The sequence below is a fragment of the Synechococcus sp. PCC 6716 genome (assembly GCF_022570815.1).
Classification (GTDB): domain Bacteria; phylum Cyanobacteriota; class Cyanobacteriia; order Thermosynechococcales; family Thermosynechococcaceae; genus Thermosynechococcus; species Thermosynechococcus lividus.
Map to the genome: position 1 here is coordinate 1 of NZ_JAKLTU010000028.1, position 16161 is coordinate 16161.

Genomic DNA, 16161 nt, shown 5'->3' on the forward strand with positions numbered 1-16161 from the left:
GCCCAAAGGAACTCGAATCAAGCCTTTCTCGGCAATCCCTGAAAGTAGAGAAAGGCTTGATTCGAGTTCCTTTGGGCAACGGTGGAAAAGCTGCAGTTGGAAGAGATGCGTTCTACATCCCGTTGCCAGAACGATTAAAGGATGTGCAGATCCGAGAACTGCGATTCATTCCGACGAATGGGCAGTGGGTTGTTGAGTATGTTCACTTCACGATGGACAAGACTGCTCAATGCTGCAAATTGTGTCCTGAGAACGTTTTAGCGCTTGACGCAGGCCTGAATAACCTCTTGACCGGCGTGACAAATACTGGACTTGCCTTTGTGCTGGATGGTAGAGGGTTGAAATCTCGAAACCAATGGTTCAATAAGCAGGTTGCCAAATTCAAATCGATTCTGACTCATGGCAAGCCATCCATGAAGGGCGCGACCTCGAAGCGAATCCAACTTATTACCCATAAGCGAAATTGCTATGTGCGAGACTACATCAACAAAGCAGCACGGTGGGTCGTCAACTTCTGCTTGGAAAACGACATCGATACGATCATCTACGGTCGAAACAAAGGGCAGAAAGATGAAATCAATTTGGGTGCAAAAACGAATCAGGAGTTCGTGCAAATTCCGCACTACAAGCTGTTTGGACGAATTGAGCAGCTTTGTTTAATTTTCGGGATTCGATTAGTCGAAACCGAAGAATCATATACGTCTCAAGCCTCGTTTTTTGATAATGACTTCTTGCCTACGTTCGGTGAAAAACCTGAAGGGTGGAAGGCATCAGGAAAACGAATTCTTAGAGGTCTGTACCGAACTGCTCAAGGATGGCTCATCAATGCAGACTGTAATGGAGCCTGCAATATCATGAGAAAGGTAAGCACAAAGCTCAATATCGAGTTGAGTGGAGTGTGTAGAGGGGCTGTGGCAGCCCCTTCTAAGGTCAAGTTAGGGCAGATTGGTTTTGCTCTAGCCTAACTCAGAGAAGCCTCGCCGTTCCACGGCGGGGAGTGTCACATCTCCAGACGCCTTGAGCTAGGGCGGCGTGTTGAGCACACAGAGGCAGGGATCTTGGGCTAGCCACTGGGATCCCACCTGATGGAGCGCCGCCATCACCGGCTGAAGCTGCTGCCCTTTGGGGGTTAGGGAATATTCCACCCGAGGCGGCACCTCCGCATAGACCCGTCGTTCCACTAGGCCATGGGCTTCCAGTTCCCGCAAACGCTGGGTCAAGGTCTTAGTGCTCACTCCCGGTAGCGCTGCCAACAGCTCGTGGGTGCGGCGATCGCCCTCAAATAGCTCCCGTAACAGCAAAATTGACCACTTATTGCCCAACAAATCCACCACAAACTGAATCGGACATTGGACATCAATACACGCCTTCGCCATTGACATCTGCCATTTAGATCGATCCTACTCCTTCACAGCCCCGCCGAGAACACCCCCATTGTCGGCATTCTCATTGTCGGCATTCTAGACACTGCCATGAGGGATTTTGACAGGTTGACACAAAACTCAATATTTCTTAAGAATGTCCTCTCGTCAAGCTATCTGGGTAATGCTTTACTCCAAGTTCCTATAGGGATAGCGCGGTAACTGCCTTGTGAGAACTCATCGCTTCAGGGAAAGATGTTGCACAGTACCGATAGCAACACGCACAGTTATGGTCAGTACCTCCTCTGCTGAAGCAGCCAGTCTGCGGCCAGGAATTAAAGCACCAGCTCAAGAAACCCTTTTAACGCCTCGCTTTTATACCACCGATTTTGATGCCGTTGCTCAGATGGATTTGTCTGGGCATGAGGATGAAATTGAGTCGGTATTGGCCGAACTGCGAGCCGACTACAACCGCTATCACTTCGTGCGCAATGCGGAGTTTGATCAATGCTGGGATAGCATCGATGGTGAAACCCGGCAGGCCTTCATTGACTTCCTAGAGCGCTCCTGTACGTCAGAATTTTCAGGGTTCTTGCTGTTCAAAGAACTGTCTCGCAAACTCAAGGGGCGTAACCCTGTTCTGTCGGAAGCCTTTGCACTTCTTGCCCGTGATGAAGCCCGCCATGCTGGCTTTCTCAACAAAGCCATGGCTGACTTTGGTCTATCCCTCGATTTGGGCTATCTGACCAAAAACCGCACCTATACGTTCTTCCCACCAGAATGGGTTATCTACACGGTTTACTTATCCGAGAAAATTGGATATTGGCGCTACATTCTAATCTATCGCCATCTGGAACAGCATCCTGAACATCGCATCTACCCGCTGTTCAAGTACTTTGAAAGCTGGTGCCAAGACGAAAACCGTCACGGTGACTTCTTCAAGGTCTTACTGCGAGCGCAACCCAAACTGTGGAATACTTTGGGCGGTCGCCTCTGGGCTCGGTTCTTCCTGCTCACCGTTTTTGTCACCCATACCTTGACGGTGCTGGAACGGGCAACGTTCTACGAGTCCATTGGGTTAGATCCGGATCAATTCAATAAAGACGTCATCCGCAATACCAACGAAACGGCTCGGCGTGCCTTTCCCTGTATTCTCAACACCGACCATCCTACCTTTTTCCTGCGCCTGAACACCTGCGCGATCGCGAACCAGCATCTAGCCGAGATTGCCAGCACCCAGCGTCCTGCTGTAATCAAGCTGATCCAGAAACTGCCATGGATGGCAGTCATTATCTGGCAAATGCTGTGCCTCTATCTAATTCCGTCTGTGAACGCTGAACAATCACGAGAAACTGTTCGTTAGGAGAGTCTCCATGAGTTCATTGTCTGCTCGCCTCCGCGAAGGAACCCAGCAGTCCCATACGGCGGCTGAAAATACGGCCTTTATGAAGTGTTTTTTGCAAGGGATTGTGGAACCGGAGCCATTGCGTAAACTCTTTGCAAATTTATACTTTGTTTACAGTACCTTAGAAGACCTCTTCCGCCAGTATATTGATCATCCTGTCGTTGGGGCGATGTATTTCCCGGAGCTAAACCGAGCGGAACAACTGGCTAAGGATTTGTCCTACTACTATGGCCCCCAGTGGCGCGATCAAATTACCCCATCTCCCGCCGGCCAAGCCTACTGCGATCGCCTGCGTCTGCTGGCGGAGGTTGACCCACTGTTGCTCATTGCCCATGCCTATACCCGCTACATGGGTGATCTATCAGGGGGGCAGGCTCTAAAGCGGATCATTCGCTCGGCGCTCAACCTACCCGACGGTGTGGGAACTCAGATGTATGAATTTCCAGCATTGCCAACCGCCGAAGCCCGACAAGCCATGAAGGAACAGTATCGCCAAACCCTTGATTCTCTGCCCATTGATGAGGATACGGTGGAACGGATGATTGCCGCCGCTAATGATGCCTTTATGCTCAACCGCAACATCATGCACGAGCTGGAAGAGGATGTGAAGGCCGCCATCGGGGAGCATACCTTTCACCTGCTCACGCGCCACGATCGCCCCGGCAGCACCACGCCCCATGCCCAAGGGGGCGATCGCGAACTCGTCCTAGGCTAGGCATTGGCGCTTGGAGAATCTGCTCTTCGAGGGTTCAGCGCTTGAAATCCCAGCGTCAGGTGATACAGCATTCGACATGTGCTGGGGTAGCTTGGGACTGTTCCGACTCGATTGATCTGCCCATCCATTTAACGTATGAAACCTAGCCATCATGAAACCGCTTTCTCAGACCGTTGAATTTGATGCGGCTCTGCTTAACAAATACAATCAGCCACTGCCGCGCTACACGAGCTATCCTCCTGCAACAGAGCTATCTCCCAATTTTGATACAACCTCATTTCGAGCGGCGATCGCTCTGGGAAACTATAAGAAAACACCCCTATCCCTCTATTGCCACATTCCCTTTTGCGAAACCGCCTGCTATTTCTGCGGCTGCAATACCATCGTGACACCGCGTAAGGGCATTGCTGCACCCTACGTCGATTACTTGGGGCGCCATATTCGTCAGGTAGCGCCCCTGATCTCTCGCGATCGCCGGGTGCATCAACTCCACTGGGGCGGCGGTACGCCTAATTATCTAAATATCCATCAGGTTGACTATCTATGGGAACAGATTTCCCAGCAGTTTACCTTTGATGACAGAGCCGAAATTTCCATTGAGATTAACCCTCGAGATGGCGATCGCCAGTATCTCAATCATCTACGGCAGCTTGGATTTAATCGCATTAGCTTTGGCATTCAAGACTTTAACCCCACAGTACAGGCAGCGATCAACCGGATACAACCAGAATCAATGCTGTTTAATGTGATGGACTGGATCCGGGCGGCGGGCTTTGAGAGTGTCAATGTGGATCTGATCTATGGATTGCCCTACCAAACCGTGGATAGCTTCCGGGAAACAGTAGAAAAAACCCTAGCGCTTAACCCCGATCGCATCGCGGTGTTTAACTTTGCCTATATTCCTTGGATGAAGCCGATTCAAAAGCGCATGCCCGCATCAGAAATGCCCAGCAGTGCGGAAAAGCTCCAAATCCTTCAGCAAACCATCGCCCAGTTAACCGATGCAGGCTATGTATTTATCGGCATGGATCACTTTGCCAAGCCCAACGACGAACTGGCGATCGCCCAGCAGACTGGCAAACTCCATCGCAACTTCCAAGGCTACACCACCCAGCCCGAGTCTGACCTAGTTGGATTTGGCATGACCTCCATCAGCATGGTGCAGGATGTCTATGTCCAAAACCATAAGCGCATTGGGGATTTCTACCGAGCTTTAGATACCAACCAGCTTCCCATCGAGCGCGGCGTGCGGCTCAGCCAAGATGATCTGATTCGTCGAACGGTGATCATGGAACTGATGTGTCAGTTCCAACTCTCGGTGCAGGATCTAGAAGCCAAGTATCACCTCGGGTTTGACCTCGACTTCAACGACTACTTTGCCCCCGTCTTGCCCCAGCTCGATGCCCTAGAAGCCGATGGATTGCTGAAGCGCTCGGGGGATGGCATCGAAGTAACCCCCAGTGGCCGCCTGCTGATTCGCAACATTGCTGCTGTATTTGATGCCTACTTGGGCGATCGCACCGGCAACGTATTCTCCAAATCTATATAGATTGATTATGACCACTAGTGCACCAAGTCAACCCACTCGCTATCCCCTCAACTGGCTGATTGTCTTCTTCTTCACCGCTGTCCATGCCTTAGCCATGCTGGCTCCTTGGTTTTTCTCTTGGTCGGCCTTGGGGGTGATGCTCCTGCTCCATTGGCTGTTTGGCAGCATTGGCATCTGCTTGGGCTACCATCGCCTGCTCAGCCACCGCAGCTTTCAGGTTCCCCGCTGGCTGGAATATGCGATCGCCTTGGTGGGGGCAATGGCTCTACAGGGCGGGCCGATCTTCTGGGTGGCCGGCCATCGACTACACCACGCCCATACGGAGGATGTGGAACAGGATCCCTACTCCGCTAAGCGTGGCTTTTGGTGGAGCCACATGCTGTGGATGATCTATCCCCATCCCGACTACTTCAACTACGATCGCTACCAAAAATTTGCGCCTGACCTAGTTCGCCAAGGCTTCTACCGCTGGCTCAACCGCTACTTCATTCTGCTGCAACTGCCCCTCGCGATCGCCCTGTATGCCCTAGGCGGCTGGCCCTTCGTCATCTACGGTGTTTTCCTGCGGTCAGTGTTGCTGTGGCATAGCACTTGGTTGATCAACTCCGTCACCCATATGTGGGGGTATCGCACCTTTCACATCAACGATAATTCCCGTAACCTATGGTGGGCTGCGATTTTGACCTATGGCGAAGGCTGGCACAATAACCACCACGCCTATCCCCATGTGGCGAAGGCAGGCTGGCGGTGGTGGGAGATTGATGTCACGTGGTGGGCTATCTGGATATTGAAAACCCTAGGGCTAGCCCGGAACGTCGTAATGCCGACGGAGACGGCTCTCGCCCTTGCTGTTCAACCGGTGCGGCGATCGCCCTAAATCGACAAACCAAATCTATTCGAGGGATAGGAGCATTGAGGGAGAACTTGCTATCAAGGGTTGATCCCTTTCAGGGCGGCTCAAGCCTACAGAATATGACGCACCCCCCCACCAATGCCCACATCAACCGCCGCTGTGGGGTTAGGCATAGCCATGGGTTTGGAGGAAGGGAATATCAATGGTTGAATCGGTTGCGGGTGCTGCTGATCGCCCCAAGAGTTTATGGGTATATTTCCCAAGGAGATCGGCTTCTAAGTTCACGGCATCCCCAATCTGAAGAAACTGGAGGGTTGTTTCCCGATAGGTATGGGGAATAACCGCCACCGTAAATTCATCCCCCAGTTCATTACAGGCAGCCACCGTCAAGCTAATGCCGTTGATGGCAATACTGCCCTTGGGAATGATGTACGTAGCAACGGCTAGGGGTGCGGCAACGGTCAGCTCCCAACTCTCGCCAGTGGGGGCGATCGCCTGCAGAGAGCCCACCCCATCCACGTGACCGGTTACAAAATGCCCACCCAGTTTATCCCCGACCCGCAATGCTGGCTCCAAATTGACCGCCGCACCTTGCTGGGCTTTTTCCCCTAGGGTCGTGCGCTGGAGCGTCTCTGGAGAGACACTCACCCGAAAGCTGCTGCGATCAAAGGTTTCCACCGTCAGGCACACCCCATCCACAGCAATACTATCGCCAATAGCCATCTCCTTGAGAAACGGTGCCATCGCCGCAGTAACGAGCAACTGCTGATCCGATTGCCACTGCACCTGTCCAACCGCTTGAATAATGCCTGTAAACATCAGCACCCCTTAGAGAGTTCGTAGATAGCGTAGGGAGCCACTCGAGTTTCATCGAGCCAATCCTCCCCTGTTGCGAGGGGCGTGTAGAGCTGACAGGTGGTGAAGCCCGCCTGAGCAAAGGCTTGACGATAGTCTGCCTCGCTCCAGAACGTATCCGTCACAACTATGTTTTCGGGTAACAACCGTGCCTTGACCTGCTGACCTGAGCGTAGCGGCGGTTGGTTTTCGGGAAAATTCACCTCACAACTCAGCCAACGATGACTGTAAAACTCTGGGGTCGTGGTCACCACCCAACCCACGCCATTGGGCTTAAGAACACGGCAAATTTCCGCCATAACATTGATGAGTGTGGCATAGTCAGCAATTTCCAACACCATCCATGTTGAGAGAAACACATCAAACTGACCATCAGCAAAGGGAAAGGGGTGATTGGCGTTGGACTGCACATAGTGGCCATGGGGATCCTGCTGCCGCGCGTAGGTAAGCATGGCCTCACTCACATCCAGACCAGTGACCTCTAGCCCCAAAGACTTCAAAAAACGGCTCGATCGCCCCGCTCCACAGCCAACATCAAGCGCCTGCCCACAACAACCAAGTGCTTGAATCCGTGCGGCCACTTGGTCAAAGGCAAGGCGATCGCTGCCTTGAATGCCGCGCTGGGCAAACTCCGCAGCACTATAGGTATAGTCTGTACTGTTGCCCGTCATTGCAGTGGCCTAAACTGTCATAATATCTTTTTCTTTTTCTGCGAGCAGGGCATCCACTTTGCTGATGTACTTATCGGTTAACTTCTGAAGCTTATCCTGTAGATCCTTGACTTGATCTTCAGACAGCTCACCTGATTTGCCTTGTTTTTTCACCTGATCGATGGCATCGCGGCGGATATTGCGAATCGCAACCTTACCATTCTCAGCAATTTTGGCGGCTGTTTTCACTAATTCTTTGCGGCGTTCGGTAGTAAGAGGGGGAATATTTAAGCGCACACTGGTACCGTCATTGTTAGGGGTTAAACCCAGATCCGACAGTTGAATGGCTTTTTCAACAGCGGCAAGGCTGGAGCGATCGTAGGGCTGAATGAGAATCGTTGTTGCATCGGGGGTGGAAATATTAGCTAAGGAGCGCAGGGGCGTTTCAGTGCCGTAGTAATCCACCATCACCCGGTCTAGTAAGGCCGCATTGGCGCGACCCGTGCGGATACTATTAAAGTCGTGCTGGGTTGCTTCCACGGATTTTTGCATCCGCTCTTCGACATCAGCTAATTTCACAGGAGCCTCCAACCATCGTACCAATGGGTTCCCCAGTCAACGCACGGTAGATATTGCCCGCCGTTTCTAAGCTAAACACAATGATGGGGATATCATTATCTTTACACAGGGCGATCGCCGTACTGTCCATGACCGCCAAGTTATGGGTCAGGGCGTGGGTGTAGGTTAACGTTCGATAGCGTCGGGCATTTGGGTTTTCTTGAGGGTCGGCATCATAGACCCCATCCACCTTGGTTGCTTTGAAAATAACTTCGGCATCAATTTCTGCGGCTCGCAGCGCAGCGGTAGTATCCGTGGTAAAAAAGGGATTCCCAGAGCCAGCGCCAAAGATCACCACGCGGCCTTTTTCCAGATGGCGGATGGCGCGGCGACGAATGTAAGGTTCGGCAATCTCCTGCATCGCGATCGCCGTCTGTACCCGGGTGGGCACATTCATTTGTTCAAGGGCATCCTGCAGGGTCATGGCATTCATCACTGTGGCAATCATGCCAATGTAGTCCGCCGTTGCTCGATCCATGCCAGCGGCAGCCCCCTTCATCCCCCGAAAGATGTTGCCACCGCCCACAACAATAGCTGTTTGTACCCCTGCTTGAACCACTTGGGCAATTTCACTGGCAAAGGCCTGAACTACTTTCGGGTCAATACCGTAGTTGAGGCCACCCATGAGGGCTTCACCGCTCAATTTGAGCAAGACGCGGCGGTAGTTAGGACTCATGGCAAAGACTGTCGCACTCCAATAGCTCCCCATCAACCATAGCAGGTTCAGTTACCGCCGCAGTAGCCTACACGGTTGCCATTCTCAGCAGAGGCGTTCCTAAAAATTGTCTGGAAAAGCAATGGGGTTGGCCGCCGCTTGTAACCGCCGCTGCACCTGTACCAGATGGGGGCTATAAAGGGGCAGCGGTTCCGTAAGCTGATGGGGGCGCAAACCCTGCTCAAGAACGTAGGCGGCCACCGTGCCTGTGCCAGCCCCCACCGACCACTCGTAGGGGTGTACCCGATAGGCCGCAGCCGCAATATGGCTGGTGGCAATATTTTTGCCGGTCACCAGTAAATTATTGATGCGGGGGGGAATCAATGCTCGCAAGGGCACTTGGAACGGATAGGTTTGACCAGCCCCTTGACGTTCTCGCGGGCGTTCAATATTACCTGCAGCTTCTGGGGGGTGTTGCAGCATACAGGGATGAAAATCAATGGGATAGTAGCCAATGCCAATACTGTCGGGATAAAGTCGCGCCCGACGCCGCCATTGCATCTGACTCAGGGGAAGCACACCGCGAGCAACCGCCAGTCCCTGCAACCCACCCATGCGAATCGCTAGTTGTTGGAACTGCTCTGCACCGAGAGTCTGGGGATAGTAAGGATCTTGCCAGTAGGGCTTTGCAGAAATATCAATCTCATCAATACTAAACCCCGCTGGCCAGCCCCCCTGATAGCGACCCACCAACCGTCGCCCTTCGCGAATATAGGGGAATTTAGACAGGCCATGAGCCGTGCCCATCGGCGAATCATACCCCTGTAGATAGCGCAGATAGGGGTTGGGTTGCTTGATGTTATCCCCTAAGACTGCATCGGTGGTGCCAGTGGCCAGCCAGTAAAAGTAATTCCGTGCCAGTTCTTCTGCTGCCGCTAAGCCAGCAATCCGCCAGCCTCCCTGCCAGCGTCGGGGTTGGAGTTGACCACTGGCCAGCAGTTGCGATCGCGTCAACAATAAATTATCCATCGCCGTTCTTGGGCCGTAGTCATTGCCCCGCTCCCAGTTTTGCATCGAAACATCCCCCACACTGACTTGTCGGGAGCCTTGAGCGGGCTGAGCACTAAAAATGCGCCGATAGGTGAGCACCAATACTGGCTCTTGGCCAAAACGCAAATGGGCATAGCTGTAAAAGGGGGCAAAGCGATCGTAACTGGCGGGACGGCGATAGGTTTGAGGCTCAGCCATGACCTCAAGGGCAAAGGTATAGGTAATGGCTTGGGGGCAGTAGGGATAGGGAACAGGACTAGAGGCGGACGGGTTGTCCACGCTCACAGGATCAATCCCCAAGCGATAGGGGAGATCCGCCAAGGCCAGCACCTCTCCTGTTTCAGTGGCTTCAATCACCATCCAGTCGCCCGCGGTGGGGGGCTGAAAATTGAGAATGGTTTTGCTCAACCGTGGTGAGTCTTGATCGCTGTAAATGTCTGCCAGAGTTTGGGAGAGGGGGTCGGTATTTAGCGGTGGGGCTTGGGGGGCACGTCGGTGTTGAATGCCGCGCACATGGCGGATGAGTTGCCCGGGTTGCTGTGGATCGTCTGCGGGGGTGATCTCCTGCACCACTGTATTGAGAAACACCTTGAGGGTSCCCCGCCCCTGAGCCGCCATTTCTTGCAGCAGGTCACTCACAAGGGTTGCCCCCACTGCTGGCAGAAAGCAAACCTCACTGACCCAGCAATCTCCCGGGCGGTTTTGGGCAATGATGCGGCGACGGAGTTGGCTATAGCCAGCGGGAAACCACCACTGTTGTCGCTGGCGCAGTTGTTCATCGAGGGCAGAGGTGCCCTGGGCTGACAGTTGCCCCCCCAACCAATCGGTGATTTCGGTAAGGCAAACAGTTTTGCCGTAGCGTAATCCTTCGTAAGCAGTGGCCACGCCAGCTAAGCCACCGCCAATCACTAAAATGTCGCACTCAACGGTTTGGGGAGCGGCAAGGGCACGCTGGTTCGACAGCGGGGCGATCGCCACCAAGCAACCCATTAACCACCCATAGCAAGTCCGCATGGGGCAAGTTCTCCCGACGTGACTCTCGCAACGACTGTGCCAGCCAGCACCGCAAGTTTGCCCCTAGGCATGGGGGTAGAACTTAACGGCGCGGTCGTGCCAATTTCTGTACTATACTTAGACCCGTAAGCCATGTCACTCATCAGCGTTAGGAACGAGCGTCAGGAAACTAATCGCATGAATGAATTTGAAACATCGCCAGCCACGGAAACAACCCATACAGAAGCCTCCGTTCTTGAGGTGGACACAACTCCAGCCGGCAGTTTAGCTGGACGTGAACCCGCAACACCCGCCCCTACGGTGGGAGGGTTAACCGATGAGCAGTGGCAACAAGCCCGCGAAAAGCTGTACTGGGTGCTGACGGTCTTTCCCGATCAGGTGAGTACATTGTTGGGAGAGTACAAGCAACCCCTACGGACGCTGCTGATTATTTTGGCAACGGTTCCCTTTGTGGCACTGGCGATCGCGATTTTGGAAGTTGTGAATGCTATTCCCCTGTTGGCACCCACCTGCCAACTCATTGGCTTTGGCTACGGCACTTGGTTCCTTTACCGCTATGTCTTGTTTGATTCAGGACGGCGAGAATTGACTCAAAAGGTCAATGATTATAAGGCACGTATTCTCGGGGATACCACGTCCACCCCTTCATAGGCAATGCGACTGCACTACCTGCAACATGTGCCCTTTGAACCCCCCGCTCACATTACAGCATGGGCACACTCGCGGGGACATCACTGGCAAGGCACCTATCTTTATGCTGGTGAGACCCTTCCCACGCTTGCAGAGATCGATGCCTTGATTGTTATGGGTGGGCCGATGGGGGTCAATGACGAAGCAGTTTATCCTTGGTTACGGGCAGAAAAAGCATTTCTAGGGGCGGCGATCGCCCACGGGATGCCAATTCTGGGTATTTGTCTGGGGGCACAACTCCTAGCCCAGGTGCTCGGGGCTAGCGTTACCGCCGGTATTGCCAAAGAAATTGGGTGGTATCCTATTAACCTCACCCCTGCCGCCCAACAGCACCCATGGTTTCAGGCGTGGCCATCTTCCCTCACCGTTTTTCATTGGCATGGCGATACCTTTAGCTTGCCGCCGAGAGCGATCCCCCTAGCCACCAGTGCTGTCTGCCAGCAGCAAGGCTTCCTTTGGGGCGATCGCGTCTTGGGATTGCAATTTCACCTTGAAGTGACCCCGGCCACCATTGCGGATCTCATCCACCACTGTGGCACTGAGTTAGGCTCAGGGGCTTACACTCAATCGGCGGCTGACATAGTGGCGAAGGCTGGGCAAACCCAAGTACTGATCCCCTACTTAGAGCAATTGCTGGATCGGTGGCTGACTGGGATCCCCTAAACCTGCTGCAAAACTGCCGCTGACTGGTAGGATGATCCCAAGACAAACCGAGATAACAACGTGAACCGTCTTCAAACCACTTTTAGTATCGAAGGCTTTCAGCGGCAAATTCACAGTGCGCCAGTCCCTGTCATTGTCCATTTTTGGGCACCCTGGTGTGGTGTGTGTCGCCTCATTGATCCCCTCTTGGATCAACTGGAGCAGTCCTTGCCGCAGCGGCTACAGGTGCTCAAAATCAATGCTGATGAGCATTTTGCCCTAAGCCGCCATTTTCAACTCACGACCTTACCCACCCTGTTATTTTTTGATCGCGGCGAGCTAGTACAGCGGTTTGACCCAGCACTAGTGAAGGGGGATTTTCGCCAAGCTCTGCAGCAGGTGCTTTGCCGTTCCTTTCCATCGCTGCTGGCAGCGGAGTCCCGCTCTTGACATCCTTCCCGCCGCAAGCAGCGGGAATTCCTAAGCCTCACGACCTAGGTTTCTGCTTCTTCGCAGTTGCCCTTTAGACGTATGCCTATCAGGTCTTACACCCGCTCCACAGACAGTCACCGTGTGTCTCACGGCCAAAATGTTTCGCGCCGCATTCACATCGCGGTCATGGTGCGCCCCACACTCAGGACACTCCCATTCCCGGATACTCAACGGCAACCGCTCAACAATGTGACCACACGTCCCACAGCGTTTAGAACTGGGAAACCAGCGGTCAATCTGCACCAGTGTTCGACCATACCACTGGGCCTTGTACGCCAACTGCCGTAACAGTTCACCCCAGCCAGCATCACTGATGGAACGGGCAAGTGTGCGGTTTTTGACCATATTCTTCACCGCCAACGACTCAACGGCAATCGTTTGGTTCATGCGCTTCATGCACGCTACGCGAACACGAATCAGCCGCGTCGTCAACTTGTGCAAATGGTCATTTCTGGCGTTAGAAATGCGTTGGTGGACTCTAGCTACCTTCCGTCTGGCTTTCTCTCGATTGCGAGACCCTTGCTGTTTGCGACTCAAATCCTTCTGAGCCTTACGGAGCCGCTTGTAGTGACGGTTAAAGTGTTTGGGGTTGGCAACCTTCTCACCCGTACTCAGGGTAACAAGGCTGTTAATCCCAGCATCCAAGCCAACCGATTGTTGAACAGGAGCTAACGTTAGGTCTCTCGGGTCGTCAAACCGGATGCTGATGTACCACTGTCCAGCAGAGGTCAGCCGAATGGTCACTGTGGATGGCTCAACACCCTCTGGCAATTGTCTAGACCATCTTTGTCTAGACCATCTAATATTCAATGGTTCTGAACACTTTGCCAGAAATATCTTGCCATCGTTTCACTTAAACGCAGACTTGGTGAACGTTGCACTACCACCGTTCCGTTTCTTTTTGAAGTTGGGGTAGCTTGCCCGACCGGCAAAGAAGTTATTAAACGCGTCTTGCAGATGTCTCAAGCTTTGCTGAAGGGGAACAGAACTCACCTCATTCAGAAATTGGAGGTCAACTTGCATTTTTCACCTTGTAAGCAAGGCAGAGGTTTGCGCATAGTCAATCTTCTCTTGCCGTTCACGCCACGCTGCCGTTCTTGCTGCCAGTGCTCGGTTATAGATCAACCGGACACAGCCCACTGTTTTCCGCAGCAAGGATTCCTGTTCGGTCGTTGGGTAGAAGCGGTCGTTAAACGCTTTTTCCATGCTTTACATCGTACCGTGTATTTTCGTAGGCTTGTACTAAGCACGGTTATTGGTTCGCTATCCATCCCCGCCGCAAGCGGATGGTTTTTTTCGCTCACATTCGATAAACTGCAGGGTGGCACTGCAATGGGTTGGCTGCGTCGCCTGAATCACTTTTTAGAACGCCGCTGGGTTACGCCTGCCTATGCCGGTGTGCTGCTGCTGGGGATGACTCTCTTTTTATTTGCGGCGGCAGTGAACTCCATGGCCGGTTGGCTATACGTCATTACCGGTATGATTCTGGGGCTATTAATCGTTGCTGCTATTCTGCCGCCGCGACATTTGCGAGGGATAGTTTTAGAGCGCGCACCTGTAGCGCCTGTGCACGTGGGCGATCGCCTGCGGTTGCATCTTTATGTAACTAATGCCACCACCTCCCCCCGAAATAGCCTTCAGGTGATTGATCGGCTGCCCCGTGCCCTCTGGTCACCGACCCAAAGCCAACCGCCGCAGCAGGCCATTGCCGAAATTTTGCCCCACCACACCTACGACTGGCAGTACGACCTCATCCCACACCGGCGGGGAGTTTACGATTGGCAGTGGGTCTCCCTGCGAACGGCCTCGCCCTTGGGTCTATTTTGGTGTCAACGGCAGGTGAGTGTGCCAAGCCAACTGGTGGTTTATCCCCAAGTACTGCAACTACACCAGTGTCCACTGCTGGATCAACTGGGCCAAGAACTGTCCCAAGACTGGCGCGATCGCCAACACCATCTCCACGTTGCCCAAGAGGGTATTACCCGCTCCCTGAGACCCTACCGCTGGGGCGATCCGTTGCGCTTAGTCCATTGGCGCACGAGTGCCCGCTACGGCGAACTGCGGGTGCGGGAGTTCGACACCTTCAGCGGTGGCAATACCATCACCATTGCCCTTGATACAACCCGCCGCTGGCAGGAGGAGGATTTTGAACAGGCCGTGATTGCTGCAGCCAGCCTCTACGTGTATAGCCAACAACAGCAAATTCCCGTGCAATTTTGGAGTGCTGCCACGGGGATGGTGCACGGACAAGCAGCGGTTCTGCGCACCTTAGCGGACATTCAACCCCAGGCCACGGTTGCCCCCTACCCCATTGATCCGATTCTTTGGCTAACGTCTGAATCCTCGACCCTAGACCAGTTACCCCCCGGCAGTGTCACCCTACTGTGGGGATCACAAGCGTTGCCCCCTCAACCAAGAATCTTGTACATTCACGGCGATCGCCCCCTTAGCCTCCAGCTCCAGGCCAGCCCCAGTACTTGCTACGTGCCACTGTGACGGTTCTGATTACGGGAATTGGTCTATTGACTACCCTTGGTGAAAACGCCCCCCAAACGTGGCAGCGGTATCTTCAGGGGGACACCGGGCTACAGCCAAAGGGCTTACCAACCGGAACCGTAGGCGTTATCGGCACAACAACCCAACCCTTAGAGACAATTCTGAGCCAAACCGTTGCTGAAGCACTAGCGGATGCAGGTTTAGCCGCGCCTCTGGTAGATGGGGGGGTCGTCGTTGGCTCTAGTCGTAGTTTTCAAGCCCAGTGGGAAGCATGGCTGTGCACCGGGGAACCATCGCTCCCCCTGAATTACTGGCTAGAGCGGTTACCGGCGGCGGTATCCCAGCAAGTGGCTCAACAGGCGGGCATCGTTGGTCCGGTGTTGAATCCGACGGCGGCCTGCGCTACCGGGATTTGGGCGATCGCCCAAGGGGCAATGCTGATCCAGCAGGGGCAGTGCGAGGTCGTGCTCGCAGGGGCAGTAGAGTCACCCCTGTCACCCCTGACGTTTGCTGGCTTTCAGCGGTTGGGGGTGTTAGCCTCTGAGCGGGTGGCGCCCTTCGATCGCGATCGCCACGGCTTGGGGTTGGCGGCGGGCGGTGCCATTCTAGTGCTGGAGTCGGAGCGCCATAGTCGCTCTCGCCAAGTACAGCCCTACGGTCTTATTGCTGGGGTGGGTCTCACGGCAGATGCTGAGCAAATTGCTGCCCCTAGTTTGAGCCAGCGGGGGGCGATCGCCGCCATTCAAAAGGCTCTGCATCAGAGCCAATGCACCCCTGCAGAGATTGACTATATCCATAGCCATGGCACCGGCACCCGGCTAAATGATGCAGCAGAAGCGGCTTGGATCCAAAAACTGTTTGGGTTCCATACCCCCGTTACCAGCAGCAAAGGGGCGGTTGGCCATACCCTTGGGGCAGCAGGGGCGATCGCCACCGCCCTATCCTGTTTATCCCTGAAAGACCAGCACATTCCCCCCTGTGTAGGCTGTCAGCACCCTGCCTTTGACCTCGATATTGTCCTGAAGGCACGGGCTGCTCACCTGCGGCGGATTCTCTGCTGTAGTTATGGCTTTGGCGGCCAGAATGCAGTGCTGGTGCTGGCAGCTCCCTAAAATG

At 53.9% G+C, this 16161-nt stretch carries 18 protein-coding genes; 10 read left to right on the plus strand and 8 right to left on the minus strand.

Annotated features, from left to right (window positions below; genetic code table 11):
• On the plus strand, window positions 1–965 hold a 965-nt coding region (locus L5220_RS11070), incomplete at its 5' end, for an RNA-guided endonuclease InsQ/TnpB family protein (RefSeq protein ID WP_499573589.1).
• 57 nt (window positions 966–1022) lie between these two features.
• On the opposite strand, the gene L5220_RS11075 is transcribed toward L5220_RS11070, so the two are convergent.
• Window positions 1023–1376: a winged helix-turn-helix transcriptional regulator gene (locus tag L5220_RS11075; protein ID WP_499573591.1), complete on the minus strand. Its 354-nt coding sequence runs from the start codon at window positions 1374–1376 to the stop codon at window positions 1023–1025.
• A 274-nt stretch (window positions 1377–1650) separates the two neighbouring features.
• Here L5220_RS11075 and acsF point away from each other — a divergent pair, with 274 nt between their 5' ends.
• The 4 genes from acsF to L5220_RS11095 all read left to right on the plus strand — a co-directional run bounded on the left by acsF (window position 1651) and on the right by L5220_RS11095 (window position 5907).
• Window positions 1651–2724 carry a magnesium-protoporphyrin IX monomethyl ester (oxidative) cyclase gene (gene acsF, locus L5220_RS11080; protein ID WP_499573594.1) on the plus strand — a complete coding sequence of 358 codons (1074 nt, stop codon included), beginning with the start codon at window positions 1651–1653 and terminating at the stop codon, window positions 2722–2724.
• Between the two features lie 10 nt (window positions 2725–2734).
• Window positions 2735–3481 carry a biliverdin-producing heme oxygenase gene (locus L5220_RS11085; RefSeq protein ID WP_499573596.1) on the plus strand — a complete coding sequence of 249 codons (747 nt, stop codon included), beginning with the start codon at window positions 2735–2737 and terminating at the stop codon, window positions 3479–3481.
• Window positions 3482–3632: 151 nt separating this feature from the next.
• The gene (gene hemN / locus L5220_RS11090) at window positions 3633–5030 is read left to right on the plus strand and encodes an oxygen-independent coproporphyrinogen III oxidase (RefSeq protein ID WP_499573598.1); all 1398 of its coding nucleotides are present in this window, start codon (window positions 3633–3635) and stop codon (window positions 5028–5030) included.
• A 7-nt stretch (window positions 5031–5037) separates the two neighbouring features.
• Window positions 5038–5907 (plus strand): acyl-CoA desaturase, encoded by an 870-nt coding sequence (locus L5220_RS11095; protein ID WP_448513678.1) that lies wholly within the window; start codon window positions 5038–5040, stop codon window positions 5905–5907.
• Between the two features lie 141 nt (window positions 5908–6048).
• Here L5220_RS11095 and L5220_RS11100 read toward each other — a convergent pair whose 3' ends face one another.
• The 5 genes from L5220_RS11100 to L5220_RS11120 all read right to left on the minus strand — a co-directional run bounded on the left by L5220_RS11100 (window position 6049) and on the right by L5220_RS11120 (window position 10725).
• Complete coding sequence (locus tag L5220_RS11100; protein WP_499573600.1) at window positions 6049–6702, minus strand: riboflavin synthase; 654 nt, start codon at window positions 6700–6702, stop codon at window positions 6049–6051.
• Window positions 6702–7409, minus strand: coding sequence for a class I SAM-dependent methyltransferase (locus L5220_RS11105; RefSeq protein WP_499573602.1), 708 nt, complete (start codon window positions 7407–7409; stop codon window positions 6702–6704). Before L5220_RS11105 ends, L5220_RS11100 begins: the two co-directional genes overlap by 1 nt.
• A 9-nt stretch (window positions 7410–7418) precedes the next feature.
• On the minus strand, window positions 7419–7967 hold the full coding sequence (gene frr, locus L5220_RS11110; RefSeq protein ID WP_448526389.1) for a ribosome recycling factor: 549 nt from the start codon (window positions 7965–7967) through the stop codon (window positions 7419–7421).
• Window positions 7954–8682: a UMP kinase gene (gene pyrH, locus L5220_RS11115; protein WP_448514898.1), complete on the minus strand. Its 729-nt coding sequence runs from the start codon at window positions 8680–8682 to the stop codon at window positions 7954–7956. Before pyrH ends, frr begins: the two co-directional genes overlap by 14 nt.
• A gap of 99 nt (window positions 8683–8781) precedes the next feature.
• Window positions 8782–10725, minus strand: a complete 1944-nt coding sequence (locus L5220_RS11120; RefSeq protein WP_499573604.1) for an FAD-dependent oxidoreductase — start codon at window positions 10723–10725, stop codon at window positions 8782–8784.
• Window positions 10726–10902: 177 nt separating this feature from the next.
• On the opposite strand from L5220_RS11120, the gene L5220_RS11125 reads away from it, so the two are divergent.
• From L5220_RS11125 to L5220_RS11135, 3 genes are read left to right on the plus strand one after another with little or no spacing between them, the layout of a single operon-like run.
• Window positions 10903–11376, plus strand: coding sequence for a CAAD domain-containing protein (locus L5220_RS11125; protein WP_499573605.1), 474 nt, complete (start codon window positions 10903–10905; stop codon window positions 11374–11376).
• Between the two features lie 3 nt (window positions 11377–11379).
• Window positions 11380–12078 carry a type 1 glutamine amidotransferase gene (locus L5220_RS11130; RefSeq protein WP_499573607.1) on the plus strand — a complete coding sequence of 233 codons (699 nt, stop codon included), beginning with the start codon at window positions 11380–11382 and terminating at the stop codon, window positions 12076–12078.
• Window positions 12079–12138: 60 nt separating this feature from the next.
• Window positions 12139–12507 (plus strand): thioredoxin family protein, encoded by a 369-nt coding sequence (locus L5220_RS11135; RefSeq protein ID WP_448527154.1) that lies wholly within the window; start codon window positions 12139–12141, stop codon window positions 12505–12507.
• 30 nt (window positions 12508–12537) lie between these two features.
• Here L5220_RS11135 and L5220_RS11140 read toward each other — a convergent pair whose 3' ends face one another.
• On the minus strand, window positions 12538–13386 hold the full coding sequence (locus L5220_RS11140) for an RNA-guided endonuclease InsQ/TnpB family protein (RefSeq protein WP_499573632.1): 849 nt from the start codon (window positions 13384–13386) through the stop codon (window positions 12538–12540).
• A 189-nt stretch (window positions 13387–13575) separates the two neighbouring features.
• A complete protein-coding gene (locus L5220_RS11145; protein ID WP_499573609.1) occupies window positions 13576–13755 on the minus strand; it encodes a helix-turn-helix domain-containing protein in 180 nt (59 codons plus the stop codon).
• Between the two features lie 126 nt (window positions 13756–13881).
• Here L5220_RS11145 and L5220_RS11150 point away from each other — a divergent pair, with 126 nt between their 5' ends.
• Together L5220_RS11150 and L5220_RS11155 are read left to right on the plus strand one after the other, a co-directional pair.
• Window positions 13882–15045, plus strand: coding sequence for a DUF58 domain-containing protein (locus L5220_RS11150; protein WP_499573611.1), 1164 nt, complete (start codon window positions 13882–13884; stop codon window positions 15043–15045).
• Window positions 15042–16157 carry a beta-ketoacyl-ACP synthase gene (locus L5220_RS11155; RefSeq protein ID WP_499573613.1) on the plus strand — a complete coding sequence of 372 codons (1116 nt, stop codon included), beginning with the start codon at window positions 15042–15044 and terminating at the stop codon, window positions 16155–16157. Before L5220_RS11150 ends, L5220_RS11155 begins: the two co-directional genes overlap by 4 nt.
• Window positions 16158–16161 lie beyond the last annotated feature (4 nt).

Excerpts from the sequence above, each read along its gene's own strand:
- L5220_RS11095 (WP_448513678.1), top strand. The coding sequence starts at position 5,038 with ATGACCACTAGTGCACCAAGTCAACCCACTCGCTATCCCCTCAACTGG.
- L5220_RS11075 (WP_499573591.1), bottom strand. The coding sequence starts at position 1,376 with ATGGCGAAGGCGTGTATTGATGTCCAATGTCCGATTCAGTTTGTGGTG.
- L5220_RS11100 (WP_499573600.1), bottom strand. The coding sequence starts at position 6,702 with ATGTTTACAGGCATTATTCAAGCGGTTGGACAGGTGCAGTGGCAATCG.
- L5220_RS11085 (WP_499573596.1), top strand. The coding sequence starts at position 2,735 with ATGAGTTCATTGTCTGCTCGCCTCCGCGAAGGAACCCAGCAGTCCCAT.
- L5220_RS11150 (WP_499573611.1), top strand. The coding sequence starts at position 13,882 with ATGGGTTGGCTGCGTCGCCTGAATCACTTTTTAGAACGCCGCTGGGTT.
- L5220_RS11145 (WP_499573609.1), bottom strand. The coding sequence starts at position 13,755 with ATGGAAAAAGCGTTTAACGACCGCTTCTACCCAACGACCGAACAGGAA.
- L5220_RS11130 (WP_499573607.1), top strand. The coding sequence starts at position 11,380 with ATGCGACTGCACTACCTGCAACATGTGCCCTTTGAACCCCCCGCTCAC.
- L5220_RS11125 (WP_499573605.1), top strand. The coding sequence starts at position 10,903 with ATGAATGAATTTGAAACATCGCCAGCCACGGAAACAACCCATACAGAA.
- pyrH (WP_448514898.1), bottom strand. The coding sequence starts at position 8,682 with ATGAGTCCTAACTACCGCCGCGTCTTGCTCAAATTGAGCGGTGAAGCC.
- acsF (WP_499573594.1), top strand. The coding sequence starts at position 1,651 with ATGGTCAGTACCTCCTCTGCTGAAGCAGCCAGTCTGCGGCCAGGAATT.
- L5220_RS11105 (WP_499573602.1), bottom strand. The coding sequence starts at position 7,409 with ATGACGGGCAACAGTACAGACTATACCTATAGTGCTGCGGAGTTTGCC.
- hemN (WP_499573598.1), top strand. The coding sequence starts at position 3,633 with ATGAAACCGCTTTCTCAGACCGTTGAATTTGATGCGGCTCTGCTTAAC.